Source organism: Mesorhizobium sp. L-8-3, from assembly GCF_016756615.1.
Taxonomy (GTDB): Bacteria; Pseudomonadota; Alphaproteobacteria; order Rhizobiales; family Rhizobiaceae.
In genome coordinates, this window is sequence record NZ_AP023262.1 from 4,333,849 (window position 1) to 4,351,101 (window position 17,253).

Below are 17,253 nucleotides of genomic sequence, written 5' to 3' on the forward strand. Positions count from 1 at the left end.
TGCGCTGACCTTCGGTTCGGAAAGCACGATGCGCCTCCTAATAGTGGCGGAGCGTCCTTTCCGCGTGCAAGTGGACGCGCGGCGCTCTGACGGGCGTGGGCCACGCGGTCGCGCGCTCCAGCGGTCGATCCTGTCGACCGCTGGTACTATTCGTGACGCAGCGCCTCGATCGGGTCGAGGCGCGCGCCGCGCAGCGCCGGGAAGAAGCCGAACACCATGCCGATGAGGGCGGAGAAGCCGACCGCGAGCAGGATCACGGCAAGGCTCGGACTGAACGGGATCGTCAGCGTCCAGCTCGCGAGGCCGGCGATAAGAAGGCCGAGCGCGATGCCGATGAGACCGCCGAACAGCGACAGCACCGTCGCCTCGACCAGGAACTGGACGAGGATGTGCCTTTCATGGGCGCCTATGGCCAGCCTGATGCCGATCTCGCGCGTGCGCTCGGTGACCGAGACGAGCATGATGTTCATGATGCCGATGCCGCCGACCAGGAGGCTGACGGCCGCGACGGCGCCCAGCATGCCGGTCATCACGCCGGTCGCGCTCGCCATGGCGTCTGCGACCTGGGTCATGTCGCGCACCGAGAAATCGTCTTCCCGGTCGGGCGCGATGCGCCGCGAGTCCCGCAATATGTCCTCCACGCGGTCCTGCAGCATGCTCGTGGGCGTGGCCTCGTCGGCCGAGACATAGATCGTCTCGATGTCGCGGTTGCCGGCGACGCGGCGCTGGAAAGCCGTCAGCGGCATCAGCACCACATTGTCCTGGTCCTGGCCGAATCCGGAGAAGCCTTTCGGTCCCAGAAGCCCGATGACCTTGCAGCTCATCTTGCCGACCCGGATCGTCATGCCTTCCGGGTCGCCCGCGCCGAAGAACTGCCGGCGCACGGTTTCGCCGAGCAGGCACAGGCCCGTTCCGCCGCGGACCTCGGATTCGGTGAAGGCGCGGCCGGAGGCCACCGTCCAGTCCCGCGCGTCGAAATAATCGAGGTCGGTGCCGGTGACGGAGACCGAAAGGCTTTCCGTGCCGTAGACGACGCGCACCGTCTTCTGCGACGCCGCCGAAACGGCGCGGGCCCCTTCCAACCCATGCGCAAGCGCTGCGACATCCTTCTCGTCCAGCGCACGGATGGCGCGCTCCGGCGGCGAGCCGGGCTGCGGCGGCCGCCCGGCGCGCACGACGAGCAGGTTGCTGCCGAGCTTGGAGATATCCGACTTCACCTTCTCGGTCGTGCCGCTGCCGATGGTGATCATGGCGATGACCGCCGCCACGCCGATGACGATGCCGAGCAGCGTCAGGATCGAGCGCAGCACATTGCGCCTGACCGAACCGAGGGCGAGCTTGACGGTCTCGTAAAGCATCAGGCCGCCTCGCTGTCGGCGGTATCGGATTCGACATGTCCGTCCAGGAAGCCGACGGTGCGCCCGGCATAGGCGGCGATGTCGGGCTCATGGGTGACCATCACCACAGTCAGGCCGAGATCTCGGTTGAGACCCGTCAGCAGGTCCATGATCTCATGGCTGCGGGCCGTGTCGAGATTGCCGGTCGGCTCGTCCGCGACGAGCAGGGTGGGCTTCGTCACGATCGCGCGGGCGATCGCGACACGCTGCTGCTGGCCGCCGGAAAGTTCCGCCGGCGTGTGATCGGCGCGGCCGGAAAGCCCGACCTGGGCCAGCGCCTCCAGGGCGCGCGACCGGCGCTCGGCGGCGCCGACCCCGCGATAGATCAGCGGCAGCTCGACATTCTCGACCGCCGTCGTGCGCGCAAGTAGATTGTAGCCCTGGAAGACGAAGCCGATGTGCAGGTTGCGCAGCGTGGCGCGGCGGCCGCGATCCAGCCGCCCCGCGTCGATGCCCAGGAAGCCATGACGGCCCGCCGTCGGTGTGTCGAGGCAGCCGATGATGTTCATGGCCGTCGACTTGCCGGATCCGGACGGCCCCATGATGGCGACGAACTCGCCGCGCCCGATGGCAAGGTCGACGCCGGCAAGCGCCTGGACCCTGGCTTCACCGTCGCCATAGGTCTTCCAGACCTTGTCGAAGGTGACGAGCGGCTCCGCGGCGGTCGGCATCAGCGTGCAGCGGCTGCCGGCGTGTTGCCGGTGATGACGGGATCGCCGGCTTCGAGGCCCGAAACGATCTCGGTCAGTTCGCCGTCGGTCGAGCCGGTCTTGACCCGCACCGGCTTGGGCTGTCCGTCCTCCAGGACGTAAAGCGTGCGCATCCCTGCCGGCGCGGTGTCGCGCTGGCGCTGGCCCATGCCGCGCGGCATGCGCGGCATGAAAAGGTTTTGCAGGCTCCAGCCGGAGCGGCGCTCGGTCACGGGCGGGCGATAGCGGAAGGCGGCGCTCGGCACGGTGATGACGTCGTTCGCCTGTTTGGTGACCACGGAGACGGTCGCGGTCATGCCCGGACGCAGGAGCAACTCCTCATTGTCGACATCGAGCCGCGCGTCATAGGTCACCACGCCCTCGGTGGTCACGGAGGCATAGGCGATGTCGCGGATGTCGGCGTCGAAGACGCGGCCGGGGAAGGCGTCGACGGTGAAGCTCGCCGCCTGGCCCGGTTTCACCGTGCCGATGTCGGCCTCGTCGATGGCAGCCTTGAGCTCCATCTTCGCGAGATCGGCGGCGATGACGAAGAGCACCGGCGCCTGCAGCGACGAAGCGACGGTCTGGCCGGGATCGACCGAGCGGGTCAGGACGACGCCGTCGATCGGTGCGTAGATCGTGCTCTTGGCGAGGTCGGCCTGCTGCAGTTTCAGCTCGGCCACGGCAATGGCGAGATTGGCCTCGGCGATGGCGACGGCGCTCGCCGCGCGGTCGCGTGCCGCGGTCGCCGCGTCGAGGGCCTGGGTGGTGGCCATGCCGCGTCCGGTGAGCTGGTTCGTCCTGACGAAGGCCTGCTCGGTCTCCTGCAGCGTCGTTTTCGCGTCGGTGACCTTGGCTTCGGCCGCCTTGACCGAGGCCTCGCCACGCTCGACCTGGGCGGCGAGGCGGGTCGTATCGAGTGCGGCGAGCACGTCGCCTTTGCTCACCCGTTGATTCTCGTTGACGGCCACCGAGCGGACGACACCCGACAGTTCGCTCGAAATGTCGACCTGGGTGAGGGGCTGGAGCGTGCCGGTGGCCGAGACCTCGACGGTGAGGCTGCCGCGCTCGGCAGGCACTGTTGCGAAGGCCGGCACCGGCGAGGGCCTGCCGAAATAGTGATAACCGCCATAGGCGGCGCCAACGACCAGCACGCCGGCGGCCAGCCAGCGCCACAAGCGACGGTGCTTGCGCCCGCGCCCTTTGTGGTCGAGCCCGAGCGCCGCCTCCATGGCCGCGACGCTCTCTGTGCGCGGGCGATTGACGACCTGGTCCATTGTGGACCTCCCCAAGCGCTCAATAGAATCCCTATCAGGGACACATCATGTCTGATCCAGCCGAATTCAAATTAAATTTCGCCCATGTTCTCTTTGCGGCATGATGGGGGCGAAGGAGAAATCACGATGCCGAAGCGCAGATACGCCGTCTACGACGTTTTCACCGACAAGGTGCTGGCCGGAAACCCTCTTGCCGTGGTGTTTGAAGCCGAGGGGCTGGACGATGCGGCTATGCAGCGCATCGCGGGAGAGTTCAACCTTTCCGAGACAAGCTTCGTCCTGCCGCCTGTCAATCCGCGACACCGGGCCAATGTCAGGATATTCACCCCGCACTACGAGATGCCCTTCGCCGGCCATCCGACCGTCGGGACGGCGATCGCACTCGCCGAAGCGGCTGCCGAGGCGGGAGAGCGCGGTACCGGCATCCTGGTGCTGGAGGAGAAGGTCGGGCCGATCCGCTGCGCGGTGAAACAGGATGGCGGCCCGGCCTTTGCCGAGTTCGACCTGCCCCGCCTGCCGGAGCAGTTGCCGCTGTCGGCCGAGCCCGATGCGATCGGAGCGGCACTCGGCCTCGATTCGCAGGAGATCGGCTTCGAGAATCACCGCGTCGGCCTCTGGTCCGGCGGCGTGCCCTACATCACCGTGCCGGTCGCCTCGCTGGCGGCGGCCGGCCGTGCGGTCCTCGACGGCAGCGCCTGGCTCGACCTCGCGCCCACCCGCGACAATGGCGCGCCGGCCTGCGCCTACGTCTACACGCGCGAGACGGTGGGGAAGGACAGTGCGTTCCATGCCCGCATGTTCGTACCGGGCAGTCCCGGCTACGAGGACCCGGCGACCGGTTCCGCGGCCGCGGCCTTTGCGGGCGTGATCCATCATTTCGACCGCCCGGTGGACGGGCCGGCGCGCTACTGGATCGAGCAGGGCATCGAGATGGGGCGCCCCTCGCGCATCCGGCTCGAGCTCGACATCGAAGGCGGCGGCATCGCCGCGGCCCGCATCGGCGGCAACGCGGTCAGGATCGCGGAGGGCAGCCTTTTCGCGTGAAGCGCTGTTCGGCGCCCTGTGAAAAAACAGCACGTCGTGGCTAGACAGGCCGGACGGCTATGGCTATATGCCCGCCATTCGCCGTCGCAAACGGCCGTGGGTGTGTAGCTCAGTTGGTAGAGCAGCTGACTCTTAATCAGCGGGTCCACAGTTCGATCCTGTGCACACCCACCACTAACTCCTTGGGAAACTTATGTTTTTCCAATCATCCAAAATAAATCAGCAGGCAGTGTGTTCTAAAGTGTGTCTGCGGGCATCTGGTCCACGGCGCGCTTTAGGGGCTTCAGGCTGTTTTGGGAATACCGGCGCGTCATCGAGGCGGTCTTGTGTCCCATCAGGTCCTGAGTGGTCTTATCCGCCACGCCTGAAGGCAGCGAGCTCCTCGCGGGTATGGATCTCCAGCAAGTCCCGGAGGAACTTGTTGTCCTCCTCCCAGGGCCAGCTCTCCGCGGTCTTCAGCGCTTCAATCAGCTTCTCGTTGTCGGCGGTCGTGTCGTTGACGTGCGCCAGCTGGATGCGGATGGTCGGCGCGTCCTGGAAGGCGTCCAGCGGTTCGACGACTGCGAGCCAACCCTTGAACGGATGGATGGAGAGGTATGCCGTCATGCGTCCACACCTTCCACCAAGCTGTACACCAGCGGGGTGTCCGAGTAGTCACAGATCACATCCTCGTCGTTGCCGTGGACGAGCATCAGCCAGCCGACCTTGCCGCTGTCCTCCTTGCGCCGGAATATGAACTGTGACTCGTCGGTGACGGCGACTTCGGCGGTGAGCTGCTCATAGTCGATCGATCTGATGACCGGCCAGTCCTCGCCGTCCCAGTCCTCGCCGTCGTAAACGGAGACGACGTAGTGCAGGCCGAGGGCCTTCTTGATGAGGGCTTCGACGATCTTCTGCTCGGCCGGCCTCATGTAGCTGGGGAATGCCACGCGATTGCTCCTCTTGCAGGCAGAGAAAAAGCCCCAAGAGTGCTCTTGGGGCTTCGCTATTGATGGTTGTTGAGATCGACTAACCGCCGGGTGCTGGTTTTCGCGGCGCGACGGCGGCGCTCGCGGAAGATGTTCCTCCTGCAGCCGCGTTGCGCGCCAACACCTCGCGCGCCTCCTGCGCTTTTTCTTCCCGTTGTCGATCCCGCCGATGCTTATGCAGTTTGGCTTCGCTTACGAATAACCGCGAGCGGACAAAGACCCACACAGCTCCAACAAAGCGCTCGACAGTGTCAGGAGTGGAAAAAAATTCTTGCTTGGGAAGCCTTTTGACTAGGTTCTTAATTTCTTCGTTCTCAAAATTGATCTCGACATCTGAGTGAGCAAAAGTATTTCGTATTTCACGTATTGTATGCAAATGTTTCCACGTTTCTTCGTCAATCCAACCCATCGAAAATACGTAATCAATTTTTGCAGAAAAACTACTCAAAGGGCCTGGGTATCTGAACAGCCTATTTATAAGTTTATCACCGTTATATTTCTTTTCTAGGTTAGCTGTTTCCATGTAGTACTCAATAATTTCCTTTAGAGTGTTTTCAATACGTGTAACTATGTATATGGCGGTGCCCGGGTCAGTTCGCCGTCGGAGTTCTTTCGCGAACGCTTTTATTTCCTCTGGGGATGCGTTCTCAACGTTCTTTCTCAAAACTTGAAGTATACCATCAATGCTCATAACCCCGAACTCCGTTCGCCGGCCCAATATCTGCCGATTGAGTGCTTTTCTAAAGTTGGGGCGTCCCGCCCTTAGACGTTCTTCGCCCGTATGTGGCGGGCATCAGCGGCCCGTCGCCGCCGATCCGCGCAACTTTCTCCAGCCTATCGGCTCAGTTTCTGCTCACTTGCTCCCGATTTTGCCCTCGATTTCCTGATTTTGGACGCAGCCTTCCCCTCAGGCCGTGCCGGCCTTGACGAGAACGAGCGCCCGTTTGGCATTTATCGCGCAGGCGACAAGCTGCAGATGGCAGTGGTTGCGCGCCAGGCCGAGATAGCGAACCCGGGCCATGCCGTACCAGTTCTTCATCGTCGCGTTGGTCCGCTCGATGCCGGCCCGCACGCTGGCGGCGACCTTGTTCATCCACTTCTGCCAATTCGGCTGCTGCTTGCCCCGCTTGGCCTTGTAGGCAATCCGGTCCTTGATGCCTCGATCCGCCAGTTCGTCGCGCAGCGCCTGACTGTCATAGGCCTTGTCGGCGTAATAGGCCTCTTCGTCACCTTGAATGAGCACAGCGCCCATCTGGCTGTCATGCAGATCGGCCGAGCTCATCTCCGCCTGGCGTATCAGCCCGCTCTCCGCGTCGCCGGCGAGATGGGCCTTGTAGCCGAAATAGGTCTTGCCGTGCTTGTGCGTGAAGCCTGCATCCGGATCGCGCGCCGACACCTGGCCCTTCTCGTAGTCGGGCCTGGCCACCGCCGCCGAGATGATGGTGGCGTCAACCAGCGTGCCGCGCCTTACCAGAAGACCGCGCCCTTCCAACTGCCGGTTCAATTCGGCAAGCAGCTTATCTTGAAGCGCCAGTTCGACCAGCCTCTGGCGGAAGCGCCAGATCGACATGTGGTCCGGTGTCTTTTGATCGAGCGGAAACCCACAGAAGCGGCGGAACGACAGCCGGTCGGCCACCGCTTCTTCCGCCGCCGGATCGGACAGGCCGTACCATTGCTGCAAGAGCGCAATCTTGAACATTGCTATCGGCGGGTAGCCGGGCGCCCCCAGAGCATCGTTATGGATTTCCCGGAACAGCACCTCGAAAGCCGACCAATCGATCAACTTCTGCACTTCTTCCAGAAACTTGTTACCCCTGCTCACGTCACGCACCAATGCATCGGCGAGTGAAGGTTGCGCCAAGTTACGACGAGACATAGCCGAATCAATCCTAACTTTTCTCTATTGAATCATAGAGTTGGGACTTTTGAAAAGCGCTCCGATTGTACTATCGGGCATTTAGGGGCGAGTCGCCAGATAGTGGCGCAGCACGCGCGTCAAGTTCGATGTCGCGTCGACCTTCGGCGGTCGTGTTCGGCGCAGTAGGCTTTCCAGCGCCGGAGGACGTATTGGGCGGCTCGGCGCCGTTCCCAGTCCTCGGGGGTGTTCAGCCATGAATGAAGGCCCAGGGCTTTCACCATGGGCCTCAAGTCGTTGTCGCGGGTTCGGTTGACCCCAAGGATCGAGATCGCTCTATCCATGTTCATCGAGGTCCTCCGGCTTGGCGTAGCGGGCCAGGCGTAGGCGGTGTTTGTCGTCGAAGGTGAGGAAGAACCCGTTGGCGCCGAGATCCAGGTCGTTCAGCGCCCGGATCAGTTCGACAGCCCTGCCGGGGAGCGTTTGACGGCGCGCCTCACGCCTGAGACTGAACTGAACCTCGTAGATCTCTCGCCAGGTGCGGGAGCCGGCGTGGGTGAAGCTCAGGACCTGGGGCTTTGTGAGCGCCATGAATTGCTCGGGCGTCGTGATGCCGTTGTTCCGCAGCACGTTACCTGCTCGGACGCTGAGTTCGAGCGTGTCGATGAAGTCATTGGTCAAGGCACAGCTCCGCGCCTTCACCTTGTCTAGCTCGGTGGTCATGGTATTCTCCAAGAATGAAGTGGTTTTGGCCGCCAGTGGCCTTGAAACGCCGAATTGAGGTCAAGTCGGTCGAGGAATGCCTCCAGCAAATGCGGCAGTGGCAGAGGGTCGGCCCCAAGATGAGGGCCGCCTATCCGGTCTGCTATGGTGCGCCAGAGGGGAGTTCGACCGTGGAGGAGGCGAGGGCCGCGTTCGTGGCGGCGGCGAAGGAGGCGAAGGTGCTGCTCGAGGGCTAGTGGTGGAAATCTGACGCTTGGTTGCGGAGCCGTAGGCCCACTTGGGTGGTCTTCGGCCGTACGTTCGCGCGATCGGAACGCGTGAAGCGCGGCGGGGCGGTAGCGTCTGTCGGCCGGTTGCGGTAGCGCCACCCACCGGAGGTGGCACACGCTGCTCTATTCGGTAGAATAGGAGCGTCAGGGGGTGCCGGGAGTGGGGCTAGGTTTCGAGAAGTGGTTCGTTCATGTAGTTGCCGCGATAGTGCTGGCACTGGAATGGGTTGAAGTTGCTTGGAATTTGGCCAGTGCCATTGGACGGTGCTGTCTCCTTAGGCGCTTACGTTGGTTCTTGTTTCCCTTTCGGCCCGATTGGCGGGTCATCGTGGTGGGCAAAAGATGAGTGGTATAGGGAATGCAAGGCACGGCAGCTTGTTTGACTGGATCCAGGCCGGCGGTACGATCGTTCAAACCATCGCAATTGTTGCAGGTATCTGGTTCGCAATCTCTGAACTCAGACAAGCCCTTACCAAGCTACCACGGTAAGTGAAATTCACGGGCGCACGACAGAATTACAATGGCGGGTAATCGACAACGACGACTTGGCTCCGTTGTTGCTTGATAAAGTCACTTCCGAAGCGAAGCAGGCTGTTGTTGCGGCAATGGTTATTAACGAGTTCGCTACGATGTTCGATCTCTGGAAGTTGGGTGGCATTCCGGACCGCGCTTGGGAGAGCTTCGACAGCGATATTAGGTCAACAATGTCCTCAAGGTACTTCTCGTCCCGTTGGAAGCAAGTACGTCGGCAGCATGGGGGCGAGTTTCAGCGATACATTGATGAAGTCGTGAAACTGGAGGGGAATAATCCATGAAACCAATACTAGTTGTTGCTTGTACACTTCTATCCCTGCAAGGATCGCAGTCTGCGGCCTATGCTCGCGGTTTTTGTAATGTGGACCACTATGGTAAGGATGAAAACCGTGAAGAGGCTAGGTCTGCCGCTGCACAGTTTTACGGCGGTGCCGCAAAGCTGATGCAGGCATTCGCGGCTTTCGAACTGGACAGTAACGATGACGTATACCGCAACGGCAAAGAGGCGGCTGAGGTTTTCCGTCGTTCTTCCGGCACCTATGCCAAAGCAAAAGCCCTCTTCGAGGAAAACCCTGGCAACAATGTCACGACGTTCGGCGATTTGAATCCTGATGCGATAGCTGCAATGGCAGGTGCAAACCAAGATGCATTGGCCGTATTGCACGCCGGTCAGGTGAGCCCGGGAATGCTCCTCGCGCGCTGCGGGGAAGAGGCAGAGGAAGTCGCAGCTGCCGTCGAGCGGTTTGTGTCGAAATCCACCGAGGAACTTAGGTCCGAGGACTTCAGCAGTGTGTTGGGGCAGCTTTCGGAGGCATTTAGATTCGGCAGCGTCATCTCAGCGACTTTTGCATACGCAAGCGGTGAAAGGCCTGAGCAGAAGCAACCTCAATAGGCCGATCTATTCGAAGAGGATGACGAAGCCGCGCTCACCCGCGAGCGGTTGGTGTTCTGGGGCGCCCGCCGCCTTCCACGACGAAGGCAACTGTCAGGCCATACGCGGCACCGCCAATGATGGCCATGAGCGAATACTGGCCGCCGAGCATATAGCCGACCCAGGCGGCCACCACGGCAATGATGCAGCCGTAAACGCTGCTTAGAAGAAGGCGTCTGAAGTCAAGCTGCATCATGACTGGCCGCCTGCGTTGAGGGAACTCCAATACATGGTCATCGCTACATATACCACGGCTGCCACCGCTCCGCCGATCACATAGGCAAGGAGAGCGTCGCCGCTGCTCTTCTTGAGCCATAAGTGGGCGACATAGTTCGCAATCGCCGTCGGTATCGTGAACTGCAGGAATAGAAAGATGAGTTCCGCGGTGGTCACGATCGCCTTCCCTCGATAGCGAATCGAATGCTAGACACTGAACCGGCAATCCGCTGTTGTATAGATGCTGCCTGCTCATCTTTTGGCGGTATGGGATTGCGGCCTCTGGAGCATCGGCAATGAAAAAAATTCTCGTGATGTTCTTCCTGTCGGCTTTGCTGGCGAGCAGCGCATCCGCGCAGTTCGCGGGGCCGAGCATTTCCCAGCAAATCACTACGGTTGAAGAAGCCCTGACGGCGCGCCGAGGGCAGGATGTCACCGTGAAGGGTTTCGTCGTCAAACACCTGCGCGATCGCTATTACCTGTTTCGCGACGTGACCGGGGAGATACGCGTCAAGGTCGACCGGCTTCGTTGGCGGGGCCGCAGGGTGACATCCAAGACCCCTGTTCGACTGACCGGCAGGATCGACCGCGATTTCCGGGAGCTCTACATCAACGTCGGTCGGGTGGACGTTCTGAAATAAGGGAATTCCATCACATTCCGGACTCCCGGTCGTGCTCAGAATTGTGAGATACGCCGATCGGGGGGAGCCTGGGAACTTCGCCGCGCGTCTTTACCGGTACGCGGAGCTGTGACGGTCGTCAGATCGTGAAAGACCAGAACAGGCAGGCAAGCGTCGCCCCTGCAAAGACGATTACGAACAGGCTGCGCAGCAGGACGTTGCGCCGGAAATCGTCCATCGCAAGGTGGCAGCCGACGATCGCCGCGACGAACAGGAAGCGCCAGTTCCACAGTGCCCACAATGCTTCGCCCTGTCCGAAGGCCCAGCGCGCGGCCAGGCCGCCGACGATGGTCGCGAACAGGACGACGGCGGTCCAGTGGATCGCTTCCGCGGCGGTGAAGACGAAGCCGGCGGCCCGGATCGGCAGGAGCATCATGAGCAGCGCGGCCAGGAAGTAGACGGCCGCCAGCGGCAGGAACGTGCCGGCATCGGCGATCATGTCCAGCCGCTTCACGCCGATGGCGCCGAACGGATAGCCATGCCGCGCCACCGCCAGGCTGAGCGCCATGAGCAGCGCGGCCATGACGGCCACGAAGGCGAAGGAGGCGAGTGTCTTGCCCATGCCGATTCCAATGCCGCTTGATTCGTACAGGCAGGTCCGTAGCGCACCACGACGAGCATTGCCAATGTGGGCATAAAGGGCCGCGCGGGAAGGGGGCGCCTTGCCCGATCCGCCATCTTCGCAAGGGCGATATGAAAAATTGTGCGTTGCAATATCGGATGGCCCGAACTAAATCTGAACCTGTCGGTCATCTACTCCTCCTCCCGGATGTCCGACGCCGAATGCGGCGTACCTCCTCCCACGCCGCATTTGAAATCAGAGCCCGCTGCCTCCTCCTCCCGGCAGCGGGCTTTTTCGTTTTCCTTCGCCGCTCAGGCTCACCATTTCTTGATCTCACGCCGGTTCGCTTCGCTCGCAGTTCCGATGGGGCGGTCTGACCGGCCGACGGGCGGTCGCCCTTGCGACCCTCCGGGTTCGATCGGCCGAGGGCAGATTGGTCCTGGCGGGAGCGTGCGGGTGGTCCAGCAATCACGCAAGCGCGATATGAAAAATTGTGCATTGCAACATCGAATGGCCCGGGCTAAATACACCCCTGTCGGTCATCTACTCCTCCTCCCGGATGTCCGACGCCGAATGCGGCATACCTCCTCCCATGCCGCATTTGAAATCAGAGCCCGCTGCCTCCTCCTCCCGGCAGCGGGCTTTTTCGTTTTCCTTCGCCGCCCAGGCGCACCATTTCTTGATCTCACGCCGGTTCTCTACGCTCGCAGTTCCGATGGGGCGGCCTGACCGGCCGACGGGCGGTCGCCCTTGCGAACCCTCCGGGTTCGATCGTCCGAGGGCAAATTGGTCCTGGCCGGGCGTGCGGGTGGTCCAGCAATCACGCAAGCGCGATATGAAAAATTGTGCATTGCAACATCGGATGGCTCTACCTAAATAAATGCCTGTCGGTCATCTACTCCTCCTCCCGGATGCCCGACGCCGAATGCGGCATACCTCCTCCCATGCCGCATTTGAGATCAAAGCCCGCTGCCTCCTCCTCCCGGCAGCGGGCTTTTTCATTTCTTCCGAAACAGAACTGCGACGTTTGACCCGGCGCTGCCACTGCCGGAGATTGTGGTCATTGAGACAATCTACTTTCTGTGGCACCTTTTCGGCTGGTGATCTTTCTTGCCGTGGGCCGTGGGGGTTGAAGAGACAATAGTCTCTGCGCCGAGATCGTCTTTCCATGACGGTGCCGACCTTGAAAGTCTCTATGTGAGTTCTTCATGAGCCGTCGAAAAAAGGAGGACGAGGATGGCAACTTTTACCGGCACGACCGGCGACGACACCATTACACCAGGTCTGGTCACATCAGGCGTGGTTGTGGTTCCGGCGGGAACCAAGCCAAGCAATGCCAATGACATCATCAACGCCGGCGCGGGCGCGGACACCATCGATTCCGGCGGCGGCAACGATACGGTCGCCGGCCAGCAGGGCAATGACATCATTCGGCTTGGCGACGGCAACGACACGGCTCTGTGGAACCCGGGTGACGGCAGCGACACAATTGACGGCGGCGCCGGTTTCGACACGTTGGACTTCTTTGCCAGCAACGCCAGCGAAATAGTGGCGCTTTCCAGCAATGCCGGCCACCTCCGGCTTAGCCGCGATGTGGGCAGCGTCACCCTGGATGTCGACGCCATGGAGAAGGTCGTGTTTCACGCCTTTGGCGGAACCGACTCGATCACTGTCGGCGACCTCTCCGGAACGGATGTCACGCAGGTCGTGATCAATCTGGAAGGCGTGCTCGGTTCCGGCAGCGGCGACGCGGTGGCCGATATCGTCGTCTTCAACGGGACCGACACCAGCAATTCCATCACGATCTCAGGAGTCGGCGGTAGCATCGCCATCGCCGGCCTTCCGTGGACGGCTGCCGTCAGCGCGGCAGATGCCTTCGACAGGCTGGTCGTCAATGGCGGCGGCGGCAACGACACGATTTCCGCCGCAGGATTGGGCACTACCCTGGCAAGCTTGACTATCGATGCTGGTCTCGGCAACGATACCGTCATCGGCAGCGCGGCTACAGACGTCCTGCTCGGGAGCGCCGGCAACGACGTGGTCACGGGCCGTGCGGGCAACGACATCATTTTCCTTGGCGCCGGATCCGATCGCGCGATCTGGAATCCCGGCGACGGCAGCGACACGATCGAAGGCCAGGGGCAGACCGATACGCTCGAGTTCAACGGCTCCGCGGCGACCGAGAACTTCACTCTCAGCGCCAATGGCGGTCGCGCGCGACTGTTCCGCGATGTTGCCGCCGTCACCATGGACCTCGACGATGTCGAACTGCTCGTGCTCAATGCCGGCAGCGGTTCGAACAGCCTGCAGGTCGGAAACATGACCGGCACCGATCTGGTCGGTTCGATCGTCTATGTCGGCGGCAGTCAGGTCGACACGGTCGATGCAAGCGCCGCCTTCAACGATATGATCGTGACCGGCGGCGGGGGCGCCGATTCCCTGATCGGCGGCAATGGGGACGACTACTTTCGCTACTTCTCAGGGGCCGACGCGGCGTCGGGCGAGGTTGTCCTCGGGGCAGGGGGCGTCAACGACACGATCCAGCTTTTCAACACCGGCGCGATCGGCTTTTCCGCAGTCACGCTTTCCGGACTGGAGCGGCTGCAGTTCGCGTCCGGCAACTCGTCCGTCACGTTCAAGGGAGATCAGATTGGCGGCTCTGGGATCGAGCGGGTGACGGGTGGCGCCGGCAGCGATGCGGTGATCGTGAAGGGCAATCTGCTCGATCTCTCGACGGTGCTGTTTTCAAGCTGGAACGACGCGACCGACCGAATCATGCTCTTCGGCACTGCCGACGTCAGCCATTTGACCGGCTCGGTGCGAAACGACGTCATCCATGGCGGCGGCGGAGCCGACCGGATGGCGGGTGAGGCGGGGAACGATGTCTATTATGTCGACAATATCGGCGACAGGACGATCGAGGAGGCGGGCGGCGGCACCGACACTGTCTACAGCGCGGTCAACTACGTCCTGGCTTCCGGCCAGCATATCGAAACGCTTGCTACGACACTGCTGGCAGGCACCGGCGCGATCCACCTCACGGGCAATGAACTCGGTCAACGCATCAACGGCAACAATGGCAACAACGGTCTCAACGGCCTTGCCGGCAACGACGTCCTGGCCGGCTATGGCGGCCATGACTGGCTGAAGGGGGGCGCCGGCAACGATACCTTGGCCGGTGGTGCCGGCTTCGACAATTTCGTGTTCGACACAGCGCTCAATGCCGCAACCAATGTCGACCGCATCACCGATTTCAACGTCACGGCCGACACGATCCGGCTCGACAATGCGATAATGCCGGGGCTAGGGGCGACGCTGGGTACGCTGGCCGCCGCCAAATTCTGGAAGAGTACGACCGGGCTCGCCCACGACGCCGACGACCGGATCATCTACGAGACCGATACGGGAAAACTGTTCTACGACGCCAACGGCAATGGCTCCGGCGGTGCCGTCCACTTCGCGACGCTGGCGCCGAACCTCGCCCTCACCAATGCGGATTTCGTTGTGTTCTGAACGATCGGCCGCGGCTATCGCTCGGCTTTCAGGAAGGTCTCGATGATGCCGGCCTCGAGGCCGGCTTCCTTGCCCAGGCGCCGGGCAAGCTCACAGGCTGCCGGCCGCGGCCGGCCTTCCGGGCGATCGAGCCAGTAGGATACGGGATTGAGAACCCGCCGCGTGTCGACCGCGACGATGCCGCCCGAGCGCAGCCGGGCTTCGCTGAGCGGCGGCCGGGCGAGCGCGATGCCGAGCCCATGTTCGGCTGCATCGAGCACGAGATTGTAGTCCTCGAACCGCCGATCCTGCGGACGAGGGCGATAGTCCATGCCCTGTGCGCCGAACCAGGCCCGCCAGCCGGAGGCATCGGAATCGTGGATCAGGGGAAGGTGCAGAAGCCGCCCGGCCCCGCCTTCGCCGATCCTGGCGGCGAGTGCGGGCGAGGCGATCGGAAAACATTGCTCTTCGAAGAGCTGGACCGAGACCCGGCCGGGGATGCGGCCTCGGCCGCAACGCACAGCGAGGTCGATACCTTCGTCGACGAGGTCGCTCTGGCGCTTGTCCACCTCCAGCAGGATGCGCAGTGGCGACACGCCGGCCTCGAGCGCGGCGAGACGCGGGATCAGCCACAGGCCGCAGATCGAGGGCAGGGTGGCCAGCCGCACCACGGCGGCGCCGCGCGGTTCGGTCCAGCGGTCCGTATTGTCCGCGATCAGCGCGAAAGCCTCCGAGGTGCGCAGGAAGAGGCGGTTGCCCTCTATGGTCAACGACACGCCGCGGGCGCCACGCTCGAAGACCTTGAAACCCAGCCAGGCTTCGAGCTTGGCGATCTGCCGGCTGACGGCGCCATGGGTCAGGTTGAGCGTTTCCGCGGCGGACGAGAAGCTGCCTGTGCGCGCGGCGACATCGAATGCATGCAGTGTCTCGAGCGGGGGGATAGGACGCGAGCTGTGCTCCATGCTCACAGCTGATCCTCGAATCGGTCGTTTGTCAATCAGCTCGAACACCGGCTTATTGGACGCGCATTTCGATTTTTCCGGAGGCGCCATGAGCACCGCTGTTTCTTCCACCGCCGTCAGGCCGTTCGACATGGTGACGGCTGCCGCCATCGCGATCACGGTGATCGGCTGGGCGTCCGCCTTTCCGGCGATCCGTGCCGGCCTCGCTTCCTTCGGTCCGGCCGAGCTCGGCGCGCTGCGTTTCGCCATCGCGGCGTTGCCGGCTGCGATCTTCCTGGCGCTGACACGTCCCGCTTTTCCCAGGCGTGGCGAGGTCTGGCGTTTCGCCTTCGGCGGCGTCGTGTTCGTGGCGCTCTACACGCTGTTCCTGAACTTCGGCGAGCTGACCGTTTCGGCGGGTGCTGCGAGCTTCATCATCAATGTCAGCCCGATCATCACGGCCGCACTCGCTTTGCCGATGCTTGGCGAACGCTTTCCGCCGCGGGGCTGGATCGGAACCTTCATATCCTTCGGCGGTGTCGGGCTGATCGCGCTCGGCGAGGGCGACGGCCTGACGCTGAACCAGGGCGCCTTGCTGGTGTTCGGCGGGGCCGTCTGCGCGGCCTTCACGAGTATCGTGCAGAAGCCGTTGTTCAAGACCCACAAGCCCGTCACGGTCGCGGCCTGGAACATGGTGATCGGAGCGCTGTGCCTCGCCCCGGCGCTGCCCGGCGGCATCGCGCAGGCTTCGGCAGCGGCACCCGCCGCCTTGTTCGCGGCGCTTTATCTCGGCGTCGTGCCGAGCCTCATCTCCTATGCGAGCTGGGCCGTCATGCTTTCGCGGCTGCCGGCGGCGCGCGCCGCCAACTTTCTCTATTGCGTGCCGCCGGTGGCGACGCTCATGGGCTTCTTCTGGCTCGGCGAGGTTCCAGGCCCGCTCGGCATCATCGGCGGCGTGCTGACGTTGGGAGGGGTGGTGATGGTGAATGTGAAACGGGGTTAGGAGCGAATAGCGAGTAGCCAGTAGCGAATAGGGAAGAAAAGGCTTGCAGCCAAAGCAATATTCGTGATCTGCTTCGCTATTCGCTATTCGCTATTCGCTATTCGCTATTCGCTATTCGCTATTCGCTATTCGCTACTCGCTATTCGCTATTCGCTAAGCTGCAATTTTCTCCCGCGCCGCGAGGATCTCCACGCACGCCCGTGCCGCTTCCTTCCCCTTCACCGTGAAATGCTCGAAGAAGAAGCGGTGATGCTCCGCGCCGTCGTGATAGTTGTGCGGCGTGAGAACGGCCGACAGCACCGGAACGCCTGTCGCGAGCTGCACCGACATCATGCCGTCCAGCACCGCCTGCGCCACGAATTCGTGCCGGTATATGCCGCCATTGACGACGAAGGCGCAGCCGAGGATCGCGGCATAACGGCCGGTCCCGGCAAGCGTCCTGGCATGCAGCGGAATCTCATAGGCGCCGGGCACGTCGAAGATGTCGACCGCAAGGCGTCCTGATGACAGCGTCGCGACGTCCGAGGCAAAGGCCGTGACGCACTGATCGACGATGTCGGCATGCCATCGGGCGCGGATGACGGCGACGCGGCTTCCAGCGAAGTCTTTGGGGGATTGCTGATTCATGGGTCCTTCCTTCCGTTTCGAACCAGAATCAGGACGCACGATACG

General features: G+C 62.5%; 19 protein-coding genes and 1 tRNA gene. 7 read left to right on the forward strand and 13 right to left on the reverse strand.

What is annotated here, in order from left to right:
* Positions 1-146: 146 nt before the first annotated feature.
* From JN302_RS20085 to JN302_RS20095, 3 genes are read right to left on the reverse strand one after another with little or no spacing between them, the layout of a single operon-like run.
* Complete coding sequence (locus JN302_RS20085; RefSeq protein ID WP_202304403.1) at positions 147-1,358, reverse strand: ABC transporter permease; 1,212 nt, start codon at positions 1,356-1,358, stop codon at positions 147-149.
* The gene (locus tag JN302_RS20090) at positions 1,358-2,068 is read right to left on the reverse strand and encodes an ABC transporter ATP-binding protein (protein ID WP_202328723.1); all 711 of its coding nucleotides are present in this window, start codon (positions 2,066-2,068) and stop codon (positions 1,358-1,360) included. Before JN302_RS20090 ends, JN302_RS20085 begins: the two co-directional genes overlap by 1 nt.
* On the reverse strand, positions 2,068-3,363 hold the full coding sequence (locus JN302_RS20095) for an efflux RND transporter periplasmic adaptor subunit (protein ID WP_202328724.1): 1,296 nt from the start codon (positions 3,361-3,363) through the stop codon (positions 2,068-2,070). Before JN302_RS20095 ends, JN302_RS20090 begins: the two co-directional genes overlap by 1 nt.
* 126 nt (positions 3,364-3,489) lie before the next feature.
* On the opposite strand from JN302_RS20095, the gene JN302_RS20100 reads away from it, so the two are divergent.
* Positions 3,490-4,407, forward strand: coding sequence for a PhzF family phenazine biosynthesis protein (locus JN302_RS20100; protein WP_202328725.1), 918 nt, complete (start codon positions 3,490-3,492; stop codon positions 4,405-4,407).
* A 98-nt stretch (positions 4,408-4,505) separates the two neighbouring features.
* A tRNA-Lys gene (locus JN302_RS20105) sits at positions 4,506-4,581 on the forward strand.
* A 177-nt stretch (positions 4,582-4,758) separates the two neighbouring features.
* Here JN302_RS20105 and JN302_RS20110 read toward each other — a convergent pair.
* The 5 genes from JN302_RS20110 to JN302_RS20130 form a co-directional block, all read right to left on the reverse strand.
* Entirely contained in the window at positions 4,759-5,013 is a 255-nt protein-coding gene (locus tag JN302_RS20110; RefSeq protein ID WP_202328727.1) for a hypothetical protein, read from the reverse strand.
* A complete protein-coding gene (locus tag JN302_RS20115) occupies positions 5,010-5,336 on the reverse strand; it encodes a hypothetical protein (protein ID WP_202328729.1) in 327 nt (108 codons plus the stop codon). The genes JN302_RS20110 and JN302_RS20115 overlap by 4 nt, the downstream gene beginning before the upstream one ends.
* Before the next feature lie 79 nt (positions 5,337-5,415).
* Positions 5,416-6,066, reverse strand: a complete 651-nt coding sequence (locus tag JN302_RS20120) for an MltR family transcriptional regulator (protein ID WP_202328730.1) — start codon at positions 6,064-6,066, stop codon at positions 5,416-5,418.
* Between the two features lie 216 nt (positions 6,067-6,282).
* On the reverse strand, positions 6,283-7,251 hold the full coding sequence (locus JN302_RS20125; RefSeq protein ID WP_202328731.1) for an IS5 family transposase: 969 nt from the start codon (positions 7,249-7,251) through the stop codon (positions 6,283-6,285).
* 315 nt (positions 7,252-7,566) lie between these two features.
* Positions 7,567-7,953: a DNA-directed RNA polymerase subunit alpha C-terminal domain-containing protein gene (locus JN302_RS20130; protein WP_202328734.1), complete on the reverse strand. Its 387-nt coding sequence runs from the start codon at positions 7,951-7,953 to the stop codon at positions 7,567-7,569.
* 14 nt (positions 7,954-7,967) lie between these two features.
* Between JN302_RS20130 and JN302_RS20135 the strand changes: the two genes are divergently transcribed.
* Positions 7,968-8,189, forward strand: a complete 222-nt coding sequence (locus tag JN302_RS20135; RefSeq protein ID WP_274609227.1) for a DUF982 domain-containing protein — start codon at positions 7,968-7,970, stop codon at positions 8,187-8,189.
* A gap of 844 nt (positions 8,190-9,033) precedes the next feature.
* Positions 9,034-9,648 (forward strand): hypothetical protein, encoded by a 615-nt coding sequence (locus JN302_RS20140; RefSeq protein ID WP_202328738.1) that lies wholly within the window; start codon positions 9,034-9,036, stop codon positions 9,646-9,648.
* Between the two features lie 34 nt (positions 9,649-9,682).
* Here the strand turns inward: JN302_RS20140 and JN302_RS20145 are convergent, their stop codons facing one another.
* Both JN302_RS20145 and JN302_RS20150 read right to left on the reverse strand, forming a co-directional pair.
* Entirely contained in the window at positions 9,683-9,883 is a 201-nt protein-coding gene (locus JN302_RS20145; RefSeq protein WP_202328740.1) for a hypothetical protein, read from the reverse strand.
* Positions 9,880-10,080, reverse strand: a complete 201-nt coding sequence (locus tag JN302_RS20150) for a hypothetical protein (RefSeq protein WP_202328741.1) — start codon at positions 10,078-10,080, stop codon at positions 9,880-9,882. The genes JN302_RS20145 and JN302_RS20150 overlap by 4 nt, the downstream gene beginning before the upstream one ends.
* A 119-nt stretch (positions 10,081-10,199) precedes the next feature.
* On the opposite strand from JN302_RS20150, the gene JN302_RS20155 reads away from it, so the two are divergent.
* Complete coding sequence (locus tag JN302_RS20155) at positions 10,200-10,544, forward strand: YgiW/YdeI family stress tolerance OB fold protein (protein ID WP_202328742.1); 345 nt, start codon at positions 10,200-10,202, stop codon at positions 10,542-10,544.
* A gap of 118 nt (positions 10,545-10,662) precedes the next feature.
* Here JN302_RS20155 and JN302_RS20160 read toward each other — a convergent pair whose 3' ends face one another.
* The gene (locus JN302_RS20160) at positions 10,663-11,145 is read right to left on the reverse strand and encodes a hypothetical protein (protein WP_202328743.1); all 483 of its coding nucleotides are present in this window, start codon (positions 11,143-11,145) and stop codon (positions 10,663-10,665) included.
* Between the two features lie 1,236 nt (positions 11,146-12,381).
* Between JN302_RS20160 and JN302_RS20165 the strand changes: the two genes are divergently transcribed.
* Positions 12,382-14,658 (forward strand): beta strand repeat-containing protein, encoded by a 2,277-nt coding sequence (locus JN302_RS20165; RefSeq protein ID WP_202328744.1) that lies wholly within the window; start codon positions 12,382-12,384, stop codon positions 14,656-14,658.
* A 14-nt stretch (positions 14,659-14,672) separates the two neighbouring features.
* Here the strand turns inward: JN302_RS20165 and JN302_RS20170 are convergent, their stop codons facing one another.
* Positions 14,673-15,599 (reverse strand): LysR substrate-binding domain-containing protein, encoded by a 927-nt coding sequence (locus JN302_RS20170; RefSeq protein WP_202328745.1) that lies wholly within the window; start codon positions 15,597-15,599, stop codon positions 14,673-14,675.
* 88 nt (positions 15,600-15,687) lie between these two features.
* On the opposite strand from JN302_RS20170, the gene JN302_RS20175 reads away from it, so the two are divergent.
* Positions 15,688-16,581 (forward strand): DMT family transporter, encoded by an 894-nt coding sequence (locus JN302_RS20175; RefSeq protein ID WP_202328746.1) that lies wholly within the window; start codon positions 15,688-15,690, stop codon positions 16,579-16,581.
* A 153-nt stretch (positions 16,582-16,734) separates the two neighbouring features.
* Here JN302_RS20175 and JN302_RS20180 read toward each other — a convergent pair whose 3' ends face one another.
* Positions 16,735-17,208 carry a 6,7-dimethyl-8-ribityllumazine synthase gene (locus tag JN302_RS20180; protein WP_202304421.1) on the reverse strand — a complete coding sequence of 158 codons (474 nt, stop codon included), beginning with the start codon at positions 17,206-17,208 and terminating at the stop codon, positions 16,735-16,737.
* Between the last annotated feature and the right edge of the window lie 45 nt (positions 17,209-17,253).